The organism is Nocardioides sp. Soil774, assembly GCF_001428125.1.
Taxonomy (GTDB): Bacteria; Actinomycetota; Actinomycetes; order Propionibacteriales; family Nocardioidaceae; genus Nocardioides.
This window is the reverse complement of sequence record NZ_LMSM01000005.1, coordinates 230,303-247,072: the sequence shown is the minus strand read 5'-3', so window position 1 is coordinate 247,072 and position 16,770 is coordinate 230,303. Positions and strand designations below refer to the sequence as shown.

Below are 16,770 nucleotides of genomic sequence, written 5' to 3'. Positions count from 1 at the left end.
CGTGGCCTTTCAGATCACCGGCGACCCGTCGGCCGACAAGGTCCTCGACGACTCCGCCTTCGCCCTGCTGGCCGGCATGATGCTCGACCAGCAGTACCCGATGGAGCACGCCTTCCGCGGCCCCGCCAAGGTGCTCGACCGCTTCGGCACCCTCGATCCCGGTGCGATCGCCTCCGCGGACCCTGACGAGTTCGCGGCGATGGCCGCCACGACGCCGGCCATCCACCGCTTTCCCGGCTCGATGGCGGCCCGGCTGCAGGAGCTGGCACGCATCGTGGTCGACACCTACGGTGGCGACGCCTCGCGGCTCTGGACGGAGGCCGCCGACGGCAAGGACCTCCTCAAGCGCGTGATGGCGCTGCCGGGCTTCGGCAAGCAGAAGGCGCAGATCTTCGTGGCGCTCCTGGCCAAGCAGCTCGACGTACGGCCTGAGGGGTGGGAGGCCGCTGTCGGCGACTACGCGCTCGAGGGGCACCGGTCGGTGGCCGACGTGGTCGACGCCGACTCGCTGCAGAAGGTCCGTGACTTCAAGAAGGCCAAGAAGGCCGGCGCCGCCGGGGCGTAGCGGCCCTTCGTCGTCGATCGGGGCCGATCCGGGCCGATCCGGGCCGGATGCCACGTGCCGTGGAGTGCCGTGGCAGAATGACGGCGCGGCTCTTGACGTCACCGGGCCTCGCCGCGCCCCGAAGCTGTCCGACGAGAGGTGTTCGTGTCTTCACACGCACGCAAGTTGCTCCCCGCCGAGGTGCTCACGCACCCCTCCATCACCGCCCTGGTCGCCGGCGGCACCCCCACCGGCACCGTGTCCCCCGAGGACGTACGGCGCGCCAGTGAGGAGGCCGGTGTCGAGCCTCGCCACCTGAAGGCACTGCTCGTGCACCTCAGCGGCCTCGGCATCTCGGTGCAGGTCGACGCCGCGAGCCTGCGGGCCGTGGCCGCGACGAGCAAGCGCTCTGCCACCTCGGCCGCCAAGAAGGCCCCGGCCAAGAAGGCTGCCGCGAAGACCGCGGCCGCGCCTGCCGAGAAGCCCGCGCCTGCGAAGAAGGCCGCCGCGAAGAAGGCGCCCGCCAAGAAGGCTGCTGCTGCGACCGCTGACGAGGTCGTCGACCTCGGTGCGACCGCGGCCCCTGTGGTCGGCCCCGACGGCAAGAAGCTGCTCCCCGACATCCCGGACGAGGTCTTCGAGAAGGACGTGGCCAAGGACCCGACGATCAAGGAGGACGAGAAGCAGGCCTTCACCGTCTCCGCGGCCGACGAGACCGACGAGCCCGAGCAGCAGGTCATGGTGGCCGGTGCCACCGCGGACCCGGTGAAGGACTACCTCAAGCAGATCGGCAAGGTCCCCCTCCTCAACGCCGAGATGGAGGTCGAGCTCGCCAAGCGCATCGAGGCCGGCCTGTTCTCGGAGGAGAAGCTCGCCAAGGGCGGTCGGATCAGCCCGAAGATGCTCGAGGAGTACGAGTGGATCGCCGAGGACGGGCGCCGCGCGAAGAACCACCTCCTCGAGGCCAACCTGCGACTCGTGGTCTCGCTGGCCAAGCGCTACACCGGTCGCGGCATGCTCTTCCTCGACCTCATCCAGGAGGGCAACCTCGGCCTGATCCGTGCGGTCGAGAAGTTCGACTACACCAAGGGCTACAAGTTCTCGACCTACGCGACGTGGTGGATCCGCCAGGCGATCACCCGTGCCATGGCCGACCAGGCGCGCACCATCCGCATCCCGGTCCACATGGTCGAGGTCATCAACAAGCTTGCGCGCGTCCAGCGCCAGATGCTCCAGGACCTGGGCCGCGAGCCCACGCCGGAGGAGCTCGCCAAGGAGCTCGACATGACCCCCGAGAAGGTCATCGAGGTCCAGAAGTACGGCCGCGAGCCCATCTCGCTGCACACGCCTCTCGGCGAGGACGGCGACTCCGAGTTCGGTGACCTCATCGAGGACTCCGAGGCGATCGTCCCGGCCGACGCGGTGTCGTTCACGCTCCTCCAGGAGCAGCTGCACGCCGTGCTCGACACGCTCTCCGAGCGCGAGGCCGGGGTGGTGTCGATGCGCTTCGGGCTGACCGACGGCCAGCCCAAGACGCTCGACGAGATCGGCAAGGTCTACGGCGTGACCCGCGAGCGGATCCGCCAGATCGAGTCCAAGACGATGTCGAAGCTGCGTCACCCGAGCCGCTCGCAGGTCCTGCGCGACTACCTGGACTGACCTCGAACAGCACCTTCGCGAGCAGCGTCGCCACCACGGCGGCGCTGCTCGTCATTTCGGGGAACCCGCGCCCCCTACCATCGGGTGGACCCGGGCGTCGGTGGGGGATGCGACACTCAGGACATGAGATCTCGGACCGCACTGACCGCCGGCACCGCGCTCGCCCTCGCCGCACTGGTCGCCGCCCCGGCGCACGCGGAGTTCTACAGCATCGACGACCCGGCCGACGCGACGGCGTCGCTGACCGACATCGTCGCGCTCGAGGCCAACCACGGCACCGACAACCTGCTGGTGAAGGTGCGCTTCACCGAGCTGATGCGCTCCAGCGCGGCCAGCGTGTCGGTCTTCATCGACACCGACCGCGACGTCGCCGGCCCGGAGTACGTCCTGAGCAGCGGGCTCGGCGACGGCACAGACTACGTCCTCACCAAGGCGGACGGCTGGCGGGGCGGTGACCAGCGCGTCGATTGCGACTACGCCGCACGCCCGCGGTGGGGCCGCGACGTGTTCCGCGCCCGCATCAGCCGTGCGTGCTTCGACCGCGTGCCCTCGGTGCGGGTCTCGGCCAAGATGGTCGACCAGGCCGACGGTTCCCACCCGGTGATCGACTGGGCGCCCAAGCGGCACCGCTGGAGCCTGCCGGTGGCCTCGGGCCTCGGCGTCTGAGGCGGCCGGGGCTCAGGCTGCGGCCACGAGCCCCACGGCGATCCCGCACAGCACGAGCCCGACCCCCTGGGCCCCGTGGATCCGCTCGCGCAGCACGACGGCAGCCAGCGCGATCGTGATCGCGGGGTAGAGCGAGGTGAGCACCGAGGCGACGGTCAGCAGCCCGCTCTGCGTCGCCAGCAGGAACAGCGCGGCGGCAGCGGTGGCCAGCAGACCGGAAGCGGCGCCCCAGAGCTGGGTCGGGTGCCACGGGAGCCATCGTCCGCGCAGCACCGAGGCGGTCCCCGCCACGCACGCCACGCCGACTGCCTGGGCCAGGGCAAGGGGCGCGAAGCCGGCCTCCTCGGGCACCTGGCCCATCGCGGCGAACAGCAGGCCGAACCCGAGGCCGGCCAGGAGGCCGTCGACGATCCCCGCGGCCAGCTCGCCGGAGGCGCCGGGCTCCCGGCTGACCAGCCAGATCCCCGGGACCGCGGCAGCGATGCCCAGCCACACCAGCAGGTCGGGGCGCTCGCCGGTCGCGACGCCCACGCACACCGGCAGCAGCGCGGCGCCCACGGCCGAGATCGGCGCCACCACGCCCATGCGACCCGCGGCCAGCCCGCGGTAGAGGAAGGCCCCGCCGGCGCCGGTGCCGATCCCGGCGAGGGCGCCCCACCACAGGTCGGCGCGGGTGGGGGAGCCGCCGGTCACGAGCGTGAGGACGCCTGCGCCGACGAGCGCGGCGAGCGCGCCGACGAACGCCACCGGCCACGCCGACGTACGACGTGACGCGTGGCCGCCGACGAAGTCGGACAGGCCGTAGGCCACCGACGCGAGGAGCGCCAGGACGACCGCCATCAGGTGACGACCACGCCGAGCGCCCACACCACCGCGGCCAGGCACGCGGCGACGAGCTCGATGAGGATCGAGACCCCGACGGCGCGCAGGGCGTGGCGGGTCGAGGGCCAGGCCGCCGCCCCTCCCACCCGGGCGCGCTCGGCGAGGTAGATGCCCAACACGAAACCGATCAGCACCCCGACGACCGGCACCACGAAGAAGCCGACGAAGCCCAGCAGGGCCCCGGCCAGCAGCGTCCGGCTGGGCACGCCCGACGCCTTGAGCCGACGGCCCGGCACGAGGTACTTCACGACCGAGCCGGCGACGAGGAGGGTGGCGGCGACGGCGAAGACGGCCCACGCGGTCGCCGTGCCGATGTCGAGGGCCCAGACCAGGACCGCCGCGAGCACGAGGACGGTGCCGGGCAGCACGGGCACGACCACCCCCACGATGCCGACGGCGATCGCAAGGGCGAGGAGGATCTCGGTGGCGCTCACGGGTCAACCCTCCCAGACGCCAGAACCGGTCGGGCCCGCGCCCCGGACGCAGAACGGCCCCGGAGAGCGTGTCCGGGGCCGTCTGGAAGAAGGGGTGGAAGGTGCTCAGGCGTCGAGCTTGTGCGTCTCGTCGTGGACGGCGGCCGCGACCTCGCGGAGCTTCTCGCCGTGCTCGCGTGCGTGGTGGGCGCAGAAGAGCAGCTCACCTCCGGACTGGAGCTCCACGCGGAGGTAGGCCTGGGCGCCGCAACGGTCGCAGCGGTCACCGGCCGTCAGGACGGCCTGGGTGGGTGCGGTGGCAGTGGTCACGTCAGCCTCATTTCTGTTCATCGGTGTCTGGCCCAACGTAGCCAGTGGGGCAAAGATTCCCACCGGCGGTGCAGTTCGAGAACGACTTCAAGTCAATCACGTCACACCCTCCGCCGCTGGTGTTGTCCTCAAGGTGGACGAGCCGTTGCCGAAGTGAGACCTGGTGTGGGTGCCACGCTAGCCCTGCGGCGACCCCTCCGGGGGCAGGCGTGCCTGCGCGGTGCTGCGGCGTGTCGCGGGTAGTGTCACCGTGTTCGCAGCAGCACCCGCACCAGACAGGACGTCCGTGGCAGCACCGGCAGACAACACCTACAACGCAGCACACCTCCTGGTCCTCGAGGGCCTCGACGCGGTGCGCAAGCGGCCGGGCATGTACATCGGCTCGACCGACACCCGCGGCCTGATGCACTGCCTGTGGGAGATCATCGACAACGGCGTCGACGAGGCGCTGGCCGGCGTCGCGCATCGCGTCGAGGTGACGCTGCACGACGACGGCTCGGTCGAGGTGCACGACGACGGCCGCGGCATCCCCACCGACAAGGAGCCCAAGACGGGCCTGTCGGGGGTCGAGGTGGTCGCGACCAAGCTGCACGCGGGCGGCAAGTTCGGTGGCGGGTCCTACGTCGCCACCGGCGGCCTCCACGGGGTGGGACTCTCGGTGGTCAACGCCCTGTCGTCCCGCATGGACATCGACGTCGACCGCTCGCCGGCCCAGCAGGGCCTGTCGTTCCAGCGCGGGGTGCCGGGCGTCTTCGACGGCGACGGCCCCGACGCACCCTTCACGCCGGCCTCCGGCCTCACCCGCAAGGGCAAGCGTGTCGCCAAGGGCAAGACCGGCACCCGGATCCGGTTCTGGCCCGACAAGCAGGTCTTCACCAAGGACGCCCGCTTCGAGATGGAGGGCCTGCTCGGCCGCGCCCGCCAGACGTCGTACATCGTGCCAGGCCTGGAGCTGGTCATCCGCGACCAGCGTGACGGCACCCCGACCGAGGAGAAGTTCCGCCACGACGGCGGCATCGCCGAGTTCGTCGAGTACCTCTCCCACGGCGAGCCCGTCACCGACATCCTGCGCCTGCAGGGCATGGACACCTTCACCGAGACCGTGCCGCTGCTCGACGACAAGGGCCACATGACGCCGCAGGAGGTCGAGCGCGAGCTGACCGTCGACGTCGCGGTCCGGTGGGACACGGCGTACGACACCGAGGTGCGCAGCTTCGTCAACGTGATCGCCACCCCCAAGGGCGGCACCCACGTGAGCGGCTTCGAGAGCGCGCTCACCAAGACCTTCAACGACGCGATGCGCGCCGCCAAGGTGCTCAAGGCCGCTGATGCCGACGTCATCAAGGACGACGTGCTCGAGGGCCTGACCGCGGTGGTGACCGTGCGCCTCGCCGAGCCGCAGTTCGAGGGCCAGACCAAGGAGATCCTCGGCACCCCGGCCGCGCGCGGTGTCGTGCGCAAGGTCGTCGCCGGCGAGCTCAAGGCGTTCCTGACGTCGACCAAGCGGGCCGAGAAGGCCCAGGCCAAGCTGCTGATGGAAAAGGTCGCGGCGGCCTCCAAGACCCGGCTGGCCGCGCGCCAGCACAAGGAGAACCAGCGGCGCAAGAACGCCCTCGAGTCGTCAGCGCTGCCGGCCAAGCTGTTCGACTGCCGCAGCACCGACACCGAGCGCACGGAGCTGTTCATCGTCGAGGGCGACTCGGCGATGGGCACCGCCAAGGCGGCCCGCAGTAGCGAGTTCCAGGCGCTCCTGCCGATCCGCGGCAAGATCCTCAACGTGCAGAAGGCCACCGTCGGCGACATGCTCAAGAACACCGAGTGCGCCTCGATCATCCAGGTCGTCGGCGCCGGGTCGGGCCGTACGTTCGAGCTCGAGGCGGCGCGCTACGGCCGGATCATCCTGATGGCCGACGCCGACTCCGACGGCGCCCACATCCGGTGCCTCCTGGCGACGCTGTTCTTCAAGTACATGCCCGACCTGGTGCGCGACGGCCGCCTCTACTCGGCCGTGCCGCCGCTGCACCGCATCGAGCTGTCCAACCCCAAGAAGGGGATGGACAAGTACATCTACACCTATTCCGACGACGAGCTGCAGCGCAAGCTCGCCGAGCTGAAGAGGAAGAACGTCCGCTGGAAGGATCCGGTCCAGCGCTACAAGGGCCTGGGCGAGATGGACGCCGACCAGCTGGCCGAGACGACCATGGACCCGCGCCACCGCACGCTGCGCAAGCTCACGATCGACGACGTCGACGAGGCCAGCCGGGTCTTCGAGCTGCTGATGGGCTCCGACGTCGCGCCCCGCAAGGAGTTCATCGTGCAGGGCGCCTACGAGGTCGACGTCGACACCTTGGACGCCTGATGCTGGAGGTCTCGGTGATGCACACCGCCGACGATCCACTCGTCGACGACGAGCTCTGGCCGCTCTACCGCCGCGTGTTCGACGACTTCGATGACATCGACAGATGGCGCGATCAGGTCTGGGAACGCCACGCGACGCGCGAGGGGTTCCGGCTGGCGCTCGCGCGCACCGACGGGCTCATCGTGGGCTTCGCCTACGGCTACACCGGCGAGCACGGCCAGTGGTGGACCGACCATGCCGGCAAGGTGCTGCACCCAGCTGTGGCCGACGACTGGCTCGGCGGCCACTTCGAGCTGGTCAGCATCGGTGTCGATGAGCCGGCTCGGGGGTCGGGCGTCGGGCGGCGGCTCATGGCGGCCCTCACGGACGGCCTCGACCAGCCGCGCTGGCTGCTGATGACCTCGGCAGACCCCGCCGACCCCGCGCGACGGCTGTACCGCTCGACCGGGTGGGCCGTCGTGGGCCCGGGTCTGGGCGTCGACCAGGTGATCATGGGCCGGGCGTGGCCCGCGAGCACCTGACCGTCCTCCCCGCACACATCGTGGGGTCGACGTGCCAGTATCCGGAACACGAGCTCCGCGATCCTGACTCGACCCTGACAGTGGTTGTGTCGCGGTCGCCCCGGCCGTAGGTTTGTGGTCCGCGTCACAGGCCGACAGGGAGTGCCATGCCCGAGGAGACATTCGACTACATCGTCATCGGATCGGGCAGCGCGGGCGGTGTGGTCGCTGCCCGCCTGAGCGAGGACCCGCAGGTCAGGGTGCTGCTGCTGGAGGCCGGCCCGGCCGACGACGACGACAACATCCACATGCCACTGGCCTTCTCGATGCTGTTCAAGACCAAGTGGGACTGGAACTACGAGACGACGCCGCAGAAGCATCTCGACGGCCGCCGTGCCTACTGGCCGCGGATGAAGGCCCTCGGCGGGTGCTCGTCGATGAACGCGATGATCTACATCCGCGGCAACCACGCCGACTACGACGAGTGGCGTGACGCCTACGGCGCGACCGGGTGGGGCTTCGACGACGTCCTGCCCTACTTCGTCCGCGCCGAGGGCAACACCCGCCTCGGCGGGCCCTTCCACGGCACCGACGGTCCGCTGCACGTGGAGGACCGGTCCTACAACCACGAGCTCAGCACCGCGTTCATCGAGGCCGGCGTGGCGGCCGGGCTCAAGCGCAACGACGACTTCAACGGCGCCGAGCAGGAAGGCGTCGGCCTCTACCAGGTGACCTGCAAGAAGGGGCGTCGCTGGTCGGTGGCCGACGCCTACATCCACCCCGCCTCGAGCCGGCCCAACCTCGTCGTGCGCACCGAGGCCTTCGTCACCCGGATCGTCCTCGAGGGCACCCGTGCGGTCGGCGTGGCCTACACGCGCGGCGGCCAGGACCACGTCGTACGGGCTGAGGCGGAGGTCGTGCTCAGCGGCGGGGCGATCAACAGCCCCCAGCTGCTGATGCTCTCCGGCATCGGCCCCGGCGCGCACCTGCGCGACATGGGCATCGACGTCGTGGTGGAGTCGCCCGGTGTCGGACAGCACCTCCAGGACCACCCGGTGTCGGGCATCCTGAGCTACACCAAGGACACCACCGACGTCGCCGAGATGCTCGGCCTCGGCAACCTGGTGAAGTGGAAGGCCCTCGGCAAGGGGCCGCTGAGCTCCAACGTGGCCGAGACCGGCGCGTTCTACCGCTCCCACGAGTCCCTCGACCTGCCCGACATCCAGCTGCACGTCGCCCCGACCGGCTTCTACGACAACGGCATGCACGAGCCCGTACGCCGCGCGCTGACCACTGCCGTCACGCTGGTCAACGTGCAGAGCTCGGGCCACGTGCGGCTGCGCTCGGCCGACCCCACCTGGCACCCCGAGATCGATCCGGGCTACTTCGACGACCGGGCCGATCTCGAGGCCATGATCGGCGGGTTCCGCACCGCGCTCGAGGTGCTGCGCCAGGGGCCGATCGCGACGTACGTCGCCGAGCCGTGGGTGCCCGCGTCGGCGGACCCCAGCGACGACGAGATCATCGAGGCCATCGGCCGGCTCGGGCAGACGCTCTACCACCCCGTGGCGACGTGCGCGATGGGCACCGTCGAGGGCAGCGTGGTCGACCCCGAGCTCCGCGTCCACGGCGTCGAGGGCCTGCGGGTCGCCGACGCCTCCGTCATGCCGCGGGTGCCCCGCGGCAACACCAACGCCCCCACCATCATGATCGGCGAGAAGTGCGCCGACCTCCTCAAGGAGAGCCGATGACCACGACCCTCGAGCCCGGCGCTGCCGCCGCGGCCACGCAGACCTTCGACTCGCTCGACCCCGCCACCGGCGACGTCGTCGGCACCCACCCGGTGCACGGCCGTGAGGACGTCGAGGCTGCCGTCGCCCGCGCCCGCGAGGCGGCCGGCTGGTGGGGTGCGCTGTCCTTCGACGAGCGCGCCGACCACCTGCTGACCTGGCGCAGCGTCATCACCCGGCGCATCGCCCAGCTCGCCGACCTCGTGCACCGCGAGACCGGCAAGCCGCACGGCGACGCCCAGCTCGAGATCGTCCTGGCCGTGGACCACATCGCGTGGGCGGCCAAGCACGCCAAGAAGGTGCTCGGCCCGCGCCGGGTCTCGCCTGGCCTGCTGATGGCCAACCAGGCGGCATCGGTGGCCTACCACCCGCTCGGCGTGGTGGGCGTGATCGGCCCGTGGAACTACCCCGTCTTCACGCCGATGGGGTCCATCGCCTACGCGCTCGCGGCCGGCAACACGGTGGTGTTCAAGCCCAGCGAGCACACGCCCGGCGTCGGGCAGTGGCTGGCCGACAGCCTCAGAGAGGTCACCCACGGCCGTGACGTGCTGCAGGTGGTGACGGGGCTGGGGGAGACCGGCAACGCGCTCTGCACCGCCAAGGTCGACAAGCTCGCCTTCACCGGCTCGGCGCGGACCGGACGCCTCGTGATGGCTGCCTGCGCGGAGCGCCTCACGCCCGTCCTCATCGAGGCCGGCGGCAAGGACTCGCTCATCGTCGACGAGGACGCCGACCTGACCAAGGCCGCCGAGGCCGCGCTGTGGGGCGGCATGTCCAACGCCGGGCAGACCTGCATCGGCACCGAGCGCGTCTACGTCCACGAGCGGGTCTTCGACGCCTTCATGGACGAGATCCTCGACCAGGCCCGCGGCCTGCGGGCCGGCGCCGACTCGGAGGCGCAGATCGGCCCCATCACGATGCCCTCGCAGCTCGGGGTGATCAAGAGCCACCTCGACGACGCGATCGCCAAGGGGGCGAAGGTGGCGCTCGGCGGGTCCGACGCCGTCGGCGAGCGCTTCGTGCAGCCGACGATCCTGACCCACGTGCCGGAGGACTCCACCGAGATCACCGAGGAGACCTTCGGGCCCACGCTGGCGATCAACCCGGTCGCTGACATGGACGAGGCGGTCCGACTCACCAACGCGACCGAGTACGGCCTCGCGGGCGCGGTGTTCTCCAGGGCCAACGGCACGGCGATCGCGCGCCGGATCCGCTCGGGGATGACGTCGGTGAACTCCGTGATCGCCTTCGCCGCCGTGCCCGGCCTGCCGTTCGGCGGGGTCGGGCAGTCGGGCTTCGGGCGCATCCACGGCCCCGACGGGCTCAAGGAGTTCACCTACGCCAAGGCGATCACCCGCCAGAGGTTCAAGCCGGTGATGAACCTGACGTCCTTCGCGCGCGACGCCGCCACCGACGGCAAGGTCGCGCAGCTCGTGACCCTGCTGCACGGGGGCAAGCAGACGCTGCGGTGACTCAGGCCCCTTCGGCGACCTCGTAGATCTCGTCGGCCACCAGGCCGTGCGCCTCGCGGTGCACGGTGTTGGCCGCCTCCGCGTCGGGTGCGTCGACGAGGCAGAAGATCTTGCCCTCGGCCTCGTTGACCCAGTACTTCAGGTAGTTCACGCCGTGCTGGGACTGTTCCTGCAGGTCGGCCATGTGGGCCTTCGCCACGTCGCCGACCGCGACCCCGCCATCCATGTGGTGGACGTCCATGAACAAGGGCATCTCGCCACCTCCTTCCCCTAGTGGACACGACGAGTGTGCGCCTGAGCGTCTGGCGCCGACAGCCCGGTCTGGACCTCCGCCGTCGGCTAGCGTGCGGGCATGACAGGTCTGCTGTTCGTGCTGGTGGTCGTGCCGGTGGTCACCGCGCTCTGCGTGCTCGCGGTCTACTGGATCATCCGGCTGGCGGTCAGCCACGGCATCCAGGACGCGCGGCGGGCCGAGGGCACCGCGCGCGCCGTGGCGGGTGTGTCCGAGACGATCCGCCGCCAGCGCGCGACGTACGGCGGCACCGAACCCGAGTGAGGCAGCGGGCGGAGGACGACGCTCAGGCGTGCTGGGTGAGCAGGCCGGTGTCGACGTCGTAGACGAAGCCGCCGACGACCGCGCGGTCGCCGATGAGCGGGTGCGTGCGCACCTTGACGACGTCCTCGCGCAGCTGCTCGAGCTGGTCGGTGACCACGCCGAACGACTGCCAGCTGGCGTCGACACCGGCGGACTCGCCGACCTTGACGCGCAGCTCGGCCTCGGACGCCGAGGCCATCGCGCAGCGGGTGTGGGGCACCACGAGGATGCGCTGGACGTTGAGCAGGTGCACGCCGAGCACCAGCGCCTCCAGGGCCTGGGGGGTGACCCGGCCTCCGGGGTTGCGGAAGATCTTGGCGTCGCCGTGCTTGAGCCCGAGCATCCGCAGCGGATCGATGCGCGAGTCCATGCAGGTGACCAGCGCGACGCCGGCATGCGCCTTGCCGTCGAAGCCACCGAGGTCGAAGGAGTCCGCGAAGTCGCGGTTGGCCTGCAACAGGTCGTCGAAGTCGCTCACGACCAGCAGGGTAGCGCCCGTCAGGAAGGGGTCGAGAAGACGTCTCGCGCAGCCAGACGGGTGGGGCCGACCTGGCGGAACAGGACGAGCGCGAGGACCGCGGCGACCAGCGCGCAGCCCGCGGCGCCCCAGAAGACGGCGTGCTCCTGCGCGATGCCCGCGACCCGCAGCAGGTCGGAGAACTCCTTGCACCGGCTCTTCCCGTCGCAGACCTCCTGCACGGGAGGCACGGCGAGCTGCTCGGAGTAGTAGCGCCGCAGCCCGATCGTGGTGAGCGCCGAGATCCCGACCAGCATGCCGACCATCCGCGAGACGACGACGAACGCGCTCGCCACGCCGTGGACGTCGTCGTCGGTGGAGGCCAGCAGCGCGGCGTTGACCGGCGCCAGCGCGAGGCCGAACCCCAGCCCGCCGGTGACGAGCGCGAGGTTGGCGACCGGCTCCTCGATCGTGGTCAGCCCCCAGCGGGTCATCAGCACGAAGCCCGCCGCGGCCATGAGCATGCCGACGGCGGTGACCACGCCGGGGGAGACCAGGCGGATGAGCCAGCCGCCGGCCACGGCACCGACGGGCAGCGCCAGGAGGAAGCGGACGAGCACCAGCGCCGCGGGCAGCTGGTCGTCGGGGTAGACGGTCGTGCGGGCGAAGAGCGGGATGTCGATGAGCGCGGCGATCAGGGCGGCACCGACGAAGAAGCTGACCAGCAGCGCGCCCCAGGCCGGCGTACGCCGCAGCGCGCCGCGCGGCACCAGCGGGGCGGGCGCGCGGCGCAGGTGACGCACGAGCACGCCCGTGGCGACGGCGGCACCGAGGAGGTACCACCGACCCCGTGGGGAGAAGACCTCGACCTTGGGGTCGGCGGTGGCGAAGGCGAGGATGACGCCGCCGAGCGCGATGGCAAGGAGAAGGGCGCCGACGAGGTCGGCCTCGAGCAGCACCCGGGCCCACCCGCGGAGGTCGAGCAGCGGTCGCGAGGCGAGCCAGCACCACGCCAGGAGCAGGACCAGCGCGACCGTCGTGGCCGCGCCGATCGGCGTGAGCCAGCGGCCGTCGCCGGCGAAGGGGATGAACAGCCGTCCCCAGGTGAGGTCGCGCATCAGCCCGGCCGGACGAAGGAAGACGATCGCGCCCCCTGCGAAGGTGGCGAGCAGCAGCAGCAGGCCGACCGGGTCGGGACGACGAGCGCTGCGCGCCGGGGCGCGCGGTGCGACGGCCCGCACGGCTGCGGCCAGGACGAGGCCGACGGCGAGGTTGATCGCGAAGATGGCGCGCCAGTCGGAGACCGCCAGCACTGCGGCGCCGAACAGGGGGCCCAGCACCGAGCCGATCTCCTGCACGGCCGAGACCACGCCCAGCGGGACGCCGCGGCGCTCGACGGGGTAGAGGTCGGCGACGAGGGCGAGGGTGGCGGGCACCAGACCACCGCCGCCCACGCCCTGGAGGAAGCGGCCCGCCACGATGCTCGGCATGTCGTAGGCGAAGGTCGTCACCAGGCTGCCGAGCGCGAAGAGCACCAGCGCCATCACCAGCACCGGCACGCGTCCGCGCAGGTCGGCGATGCGTCCGATGAGCGGCAGCATCGCGACGTAGCCCAGCAGGAAGCCGCTCACGATCGGGGCGGCGCGCTGCAGCTGGTCGATCGGCACGCCGACGCCGGTCATCATGTCGGGCAGGGCCAGCACGACGACGTAGGTGTCGGCGGCGGCGAAGGCGACGGCGACCGCCGCCAGCGCCAGGAGCAGCCGCGAGGTGTGGGAGACCTCCGCGGTCCGGGTCACGGCGCGGTGATGTCCTTCTCGGTGTCGTAGTCGGCGAACTCGACCGTGTAGGTCATCTCCTCGGCCCGGGGGTAGAACACCCCGGTCAGGGTGGCGGTGCGGAGCTCGCCGGTGTCGGTGACCTGCCACTCGACGTCGAAGGAGTCGCCCGACGACGACGGGATGACGGCGTCCATCGCGTCGCCCGGCACGGTGCCCGAGTAGGTCGTGAGCACCTCGGAGTTGTCGGCCCCGCCGCGCACGCTCTCGCCCTTCTCGGGCGACTCGGTGAGGGTGAGGAGGCCCGCGAAGCCGTCCTCGCCGACGAGGCCGGACGGGTCGGGGGCGCCGTACTCCTTGGGGTTGACCTTGTCGTAGCCGGGCGTGAACGGCAGCTGGGCGTAGACGGTGTCGTCGACCGCGATGACCGGCACGTCGACGGTCTGGCCGGCGAAGACGACCGTGATCGTCCCCTCGAACGCCGGGGCGTCGGTCACGGTGCCCTCGGCGCGGGTGATGCCGGAGACGCCGTCGGGCAGCGCCGGGGTGGAGAGGGTGAGGTCGACGCCGCTCGTGTCGGTCAGGCGGGCCGAGGCCTGGGCCAGCACCTCCTCGGGGCTCTTGCCCTCCTCGGCCGCCTGGGAGTCGTCGCCCGAGCAGGCGGCGAGGGTGGGAAGGGCGAGCAGGGCCGCCACGGCGGCGGTCGCGAGGCGTCCGGAGGTCCGGTCGCGGGCTGGGGCGGGCATGGCGTCAGCCTTCCACAGGACTGGGCGCGTCACCGACTGCCGCGACCTGCGCTGCTGCCTGGCCTGCTGCCTGGCCTGCGACCTGGGTCGCGACGGGGGACGCGACGGCCGCGATCGGCTGCGGCGCGGGCACGCCCGAGCCGTCCCGGCGCCCGTTGGCCTCGGGCAGGTCGACCGGTGCGCCGCTGGAGGCGGCGGCTCGGGCCGGGCCCGGCCCCGCCCACGCGGTGACCAGCACGTCCTCGCCCTTGAGGAAGCGGTGGCTGCGCACGCCGCCGGTCGCGCGACCCTTGCCGGGGTACTCGCTGAACGGCGTCACCTTGACCGCGCCCGCCTCGGTGCCCGGGAGGGCGGTCGAGGACCCCGATGCCGTCACGACGACCGCGTCGGCGGGGTCGAAGGCACCGAAGAACGCCGCCTGCTGGCCGGCGCCGAGCTTGATGCCCGCCATGCCGCCGCCGGCGCGACCCTGCGGCCGCACGCCGGAGGCCGGGAAGTGGAGCAGCTGGGCGTCGGAGGAGATGAAGCAGAGCTCCTCCTCGCCGGTGACAAGCTCGACCGCGCCGACCACCTCGTCGCCTTCGCGCAGGCCGATGACCTCCCACTCGTCGCGGTTGAGGACCTCGGGGTTGACCCGCTTGACGATGCCGTCGCGGGTGCCGAGCGCGAGGCCGGGGCCGTCGGAGTGCAGCGCGGTGAGCGACAGGGCGCGCTCGTCGGAGCCGAGGGCCAGCATCTCGCTGAGCGGGTACCCGCCCTGCAGGTTGGGGTCGTTGGCGGAGTCGGGCAGCTCGGGCATGTCGAGGACACTCACCCGCAGCAGGCGGCCGCGGCTGGTGAGCACCCCGACCTCGCCGCGGGCGGTGGTGCGTACGGCGCTGGTCACCACGTCGTGGTTGGCGCGACCCTCGCCGCGCCCGGGCGTCGTGCCCGAGGTCGTGCGGGCGAGCAGGCCGCTGGAGGACAGCAGCGCGAAGCACGGGTCGTCGGCGACCTCGACGGGGGTCGCGGCGGTGACGGTGCTGCCGGCCGAGGCCAGCAGGACCGTGCGCCGGGGCGTGCCGTGCTCCTTGGCGACGTCGGTGAGCTCGTCGGCCACGACCTTCCGCAGCAGCTTCTCGTCGGCCAGGATCGCGTCGAGGTGCTCGATGGTGCGCTCGAGCTCGGACTTCTCCTTCTCCAGCTCGAGCCGGCTGAAGCGGGTGAGGCGGCGCAACGGCATGTCGAGGATGTAGTCGGCCTGGGCCTCGGAGAGCTCGAAGATCGACATCAGCCGGTCCTTGGCGGCCGCGGCGTTGTCGGAGCCGCGGATGACCTGGATGACCTCGTCGATGTCGAGGATGGCGATGAGCAGGCCGTCGACGAGGTGCAGCCGGTCGGCGGCCTTCTTGCGACGGTAGGTCGAGCGGCGCCGCACGACCTCGAAGCGGTGCTCGAGGAACACGTCGAGCATCTGCTTGAGGCCGAGGGTGCGCGGCTGGCCGTCGACGAGCGCGACGGCGTTGATGCCGAAGGAGTCCTCGAGCGCGGTCTGGCGGTAGAGCTGCTCGAGGATCGCCTCGGGCACGAAGCCGTTCTTGATCTCGATGACCAGTCGCAGGCCGTGCTCACGGTCGCTGAGGTCCTTGATGTCGGCGATGCCCTGGAGCTTCTTGCCCAGCACGAGCTTCTTGATCTGCTCCATCACGCGCTCGGTGCCGACGCCGTAGGGCAGCTCGGTGACCACGATGCCCTTGCGGCGCGCGGTGACCGACTCGACCCGGGCGGTGGCGCGCATCTTGAACGTGCCGCGGCCCGACTCGTAGGCGTCGCGGATGCCGTCGAGCCCGACGATCTTGCCGCCGGTGGGCAGGTCAGGACCGGGGATGAACCGCATCAGGTCGTCGAGGGACGCCTTCGGGTGCGTGACGAGGTGCTTGAGGGCCTGCACGACCTCGACCAGGTTGTGCGGCGCGATGTTGGTCGCCATGCCGACCGCGATGCCGGCCGAGCCGTTGACCAGCAGGTGCGGGATGGCCGCCGGGAGCACGACCGGCTCCGTCTCGCGCGAGTCGTAGTTGGGCTTGAAGTCGACGGTGTCCTCGTCGATCGAGGCCGTCATCGCCACCGCGGCCGGCGCCATGCGGCACTCGGTGTAGCGCATCGCCGCGGGGGCGTCGTCAGGGGACCCGAAGTTGCCGTGGCCGTCGACCGTCGGCAGCCGCATCGACCACGGCTGCGCCATCCGGACCAGCGCGTCGTAGATCGCGCCGTCGCCGTGCGGGTGCAGCCGGCCCATGACCTCGCCGACGACGCGGGCGCTCTTCACGTGCCCGCGGTCGGGACGCAGCGACATGTCGTCCATCGTGTAGAGGATCCGGCGCTGCACGGGCTTGAGGCCGTCGCGTGCGTCGGGCAGCGCGCGGGAGTAGATGACGGAGTAGGCGTACTCCAGGAACGACGTCTGCATCTCGTCGCGGATGTCGGTGTCGAGGATGTGCTCCTCGAAGTCGTCCGGCAGGGGCTGCTTCGTCGTACGTCGTGCCATGGGGGCCATTGTCCCCGCTGCCCGTGCGCGAGCGGACCGGGGCACGCCGGGG

16 protein-coding genes are annotated in these 16,770 nt (G+C 71.5%); 8 read left to right on the top strand and 8 right to left on the bottom strand.

Annotation, left to right across the window (positions count from 1 at the left end; genetic code table 11):
• Position 1 precedes the first annotated feature (1 nt).
• The 3 genes from ASG76_RS04095 to ASG76_RS04085 all read left to right on the top strand — a co-directional run bounded on the left by ASG76_RS04095 (position 2) and on the right by ASG76_RS04085 (position 2,869).
• Positions 2-565 carry an HhH-GPD-type base excision DNA repair protein gene (locus tag ASG76_RS04095; protein ID WP_056600464.1) on the top strand — a complete coding sequence of 188 codons (564 nt, stop codon included), beginning with the start codon at positions 2-4 and terminating at the stop codon, positions 563-565.
• A 138-nt stretch (positions 566-703) separates the two neighbouring features.
• Positions 704-2,203 (top strand): RNA polymerase sigma factor, encoded by a 1,500-nt coding sequence (locus ASG76_RS04090; RefSeq protein ID WP_056600462.1) that lies wholly within the window; start codon positions 704-706, stop codon positions 2,201-2,203.
• A 123-nt stretch (positions 2,204-2,326) separates the two neighbouring features.
• Positions 2,327-2,869 carry a hypothetical protein gene (locus ASG76_RS04085; protein WP_056600460.1) on the top strand — a complete coding sequence of 181 codons (543 nt, stop codon included), beginning with the start codon at positions 2,327-2,329 and terminating at the stop codon, positions 2,867-2,869.
• Between the two features lie 12 nt (positions 2,870-2,881).
• On the opposite strand, the gene ASG76_RS04080 is transcribed toward ASG76_RS04085, so the two are convergent.
• The 3 genes from ASG76_RS04080 to ASG76_RS04070 all read right to left on the bottom strand — a co-directional run bounded on the left by ASG76_RS04080 (position 2,882) and on the right by ASG76_RS04070 (position 4,515).
• Positions 2,882-3,709, bottom strand: a complete 828-nt coding sequence (locus ASG76_RS04080; protein WP_056600458.1) for an EamA family transporter — start codon at positions 3,707-3,709, stop codon at positions 2,882-2,884.
• A complete protein-coding gene (locus ASG76_RS04075; RefSeq protein WP_056600456.1) occupies positions 3,709-4,185 on the bottom strand; it encodes a DUF456 domain-containing protein in 477 nt (158 codons plus the stop codon). The genes ASG76_RS04080 and ASG76_RS04075 overlap by 1 nt, the downstream gene beginning before the upstream one ends.
• A gap of 105 nt (positions 4,186-4,290) precedes the next feature.
• Positions 4,291-4,515, bottom strand: a complete 225-nt coding sequence (locus ASG76_RS04070; protein ID WP_200948055.1) for a hypothetical protein — start codon at positions 4,513-4,515, stop codon at positions 4,291-4,293.
• 265 nt (positions 4,516-4,780) lie between these two features.
• Here ASG76_RS04070 and ASG76_RS04065 point away from each other — a divergent pair, with 265 nt between their 5' ends.
• The 4 genes from ASG76_RS04065 to ASG76_RS04050 all read left to right on the top strand — a co-directional run bounded on the left by ASG76_RS04065 (position 4,781) and on the right by ASG76_RS04050 (position 10,615).
• Positions 4,781-6,853 carry a DNA gyrase/topoisomerase IV subunit B gene (locus tag ASG76_RS04065; protein ID WP_235529397.1) on the top strand — a complete coding sequence of 691 codons (2,073 nt, stop codon included), beginning with the start codon at positions 4,781-4,783 and terminating at the stop codon, positions 6,851-6,853.
• Positions 6,853-7,374, top strand: a complete 522-nt coding sequence (locus ASG76_RS04060; protein ID WP_056600446.1) for a GNAT family N-acetyltransferase — start codon at positions 6,853-6,855, stop codon at positions 7,372-7,374. Before ASG76_RS04065 ends, ASG76_RS04060 begins: the two co-directional genes overlap by 1 nt.
• Before the next feature lie 146 nt (positions 7,375-7,520).
• Positions 7,521-9,104: a GMC family oxidoreductase gene (locus ASG76_RS04055; protein ID WP_056600444.1), complete on the top strand. Its 1,584-nt coding sequence runs from the start codon at positions 7,521-7,523 to the stop codon at positions 9,102-9,104.
• A complete protein-coding gene (locus tag ASG76_RS04050) occupies positions 9,101-10,615 on the top strand; it encodes an aldehyde dehydrogenase family protein (RefSeq protein ID WP_056600442.1) in 1,515 nt (504 codons plus the stop codon). Before ASG76_RS04055 ends, ASG76_RS04050 begins: the two co-directional genes overlap by 4 nt.
• Position 10,616: 1 nt before the next feature.
• On the opposite strand, the gene ASG76_RS04045 is transcribed toward ASG76_RS04050, so the two are convergent.
• The gene (locus ASG76_RS04045) at positions 10,617-10,868 is read right to left on the bottom strand and encodes a DUF4242 domain-containing protein (protein WP_056600441.1); all 252 of its coding nucleotides are present in this window, start codon (positions 10,866-10,868) and stop codon (positions 10,617-10,619) included.
• A 99-nt stretch (positions 10,869-10,967) separates the two neighbouring features.
• Between ASG76_RS04045 and ASG76_RS04040 the strand changes: the two genes are divergently transcribed.
• A complete protein-coding gene (locus ASG76_RS04040; protein ID WP_056600439.1) occupies positions 10,968-11,171 on the top strand; it encodes a hypothetical protein in 204 nt (67 codons plus the stop codon).
• Positions 11,172-11,193: 22 nt separating this feature from the next.
• Here the strand turns inward: ASG76_RS04040 and ASG76_RS04035 are convergent, their stop codons facing one another.
• The 4 genes from ASG76_RS04035 to ASG76_RS04020 are packed head-to-tail and all read right to left on the bottom strand — an operon-like array spanning position 11,194 to position 16,718.
• The gene (locus ASG76_RS04035; RefSeq protein WP_056600437.1) at positions 11,194-11,688 is read right to left on the bottom strand and encodes a beta-class carbonic anhydrase; all 495 of its coding nucleotides are present in this window, start codon (positions 11,686-11,688) and stop codon (positions 11,194-11,196) included.
• Positions 11,689-11,708: 20 nt separating this feature from the next.
• The gene (locus ASG76_RS04030) at positions 11,709-13,466 is read right to left on the bottom strand and encodes an MFS transporter (RefSeq protein ID WP_056600435.1); all 1,758 of its coding nucleotides are present in this window, start codon (positions 13,464-13,466) and stop codon (positions 11,709-11,711) included.
• Complete coding sequence (locus ASG76_RS04025) at positions 13,463-14,191, bottom strand: LppX_LprAFG lipoprotein (protein WP_056600433.1); 729 nt, start codon at positions 14,189-14,191, stop codon at positions 13,463-13,465. The genes ASG76_RS04030 and ASG76_RS04025 overlap by 4 nt, the downstream gene beginning before the upstream one ends.
• A 4-nt stretch (positions 14,192-14,195) precedes the next feature.
• Positions 14,196-16,718 (bottom strand): DNA topoisomerase (ATP-hydrolyzing) subunit A, encoded by a 2,523-nt coding sequence (locus ASG76_RS04020; RefSeq protein ID WP_056600417.1) that lies wholly within the window; start codon positions 16,716-16,718, stop codon positions 14,196-14,198.
• Positions 16,719-16,770: the final 52 nt, after the last annotated feature.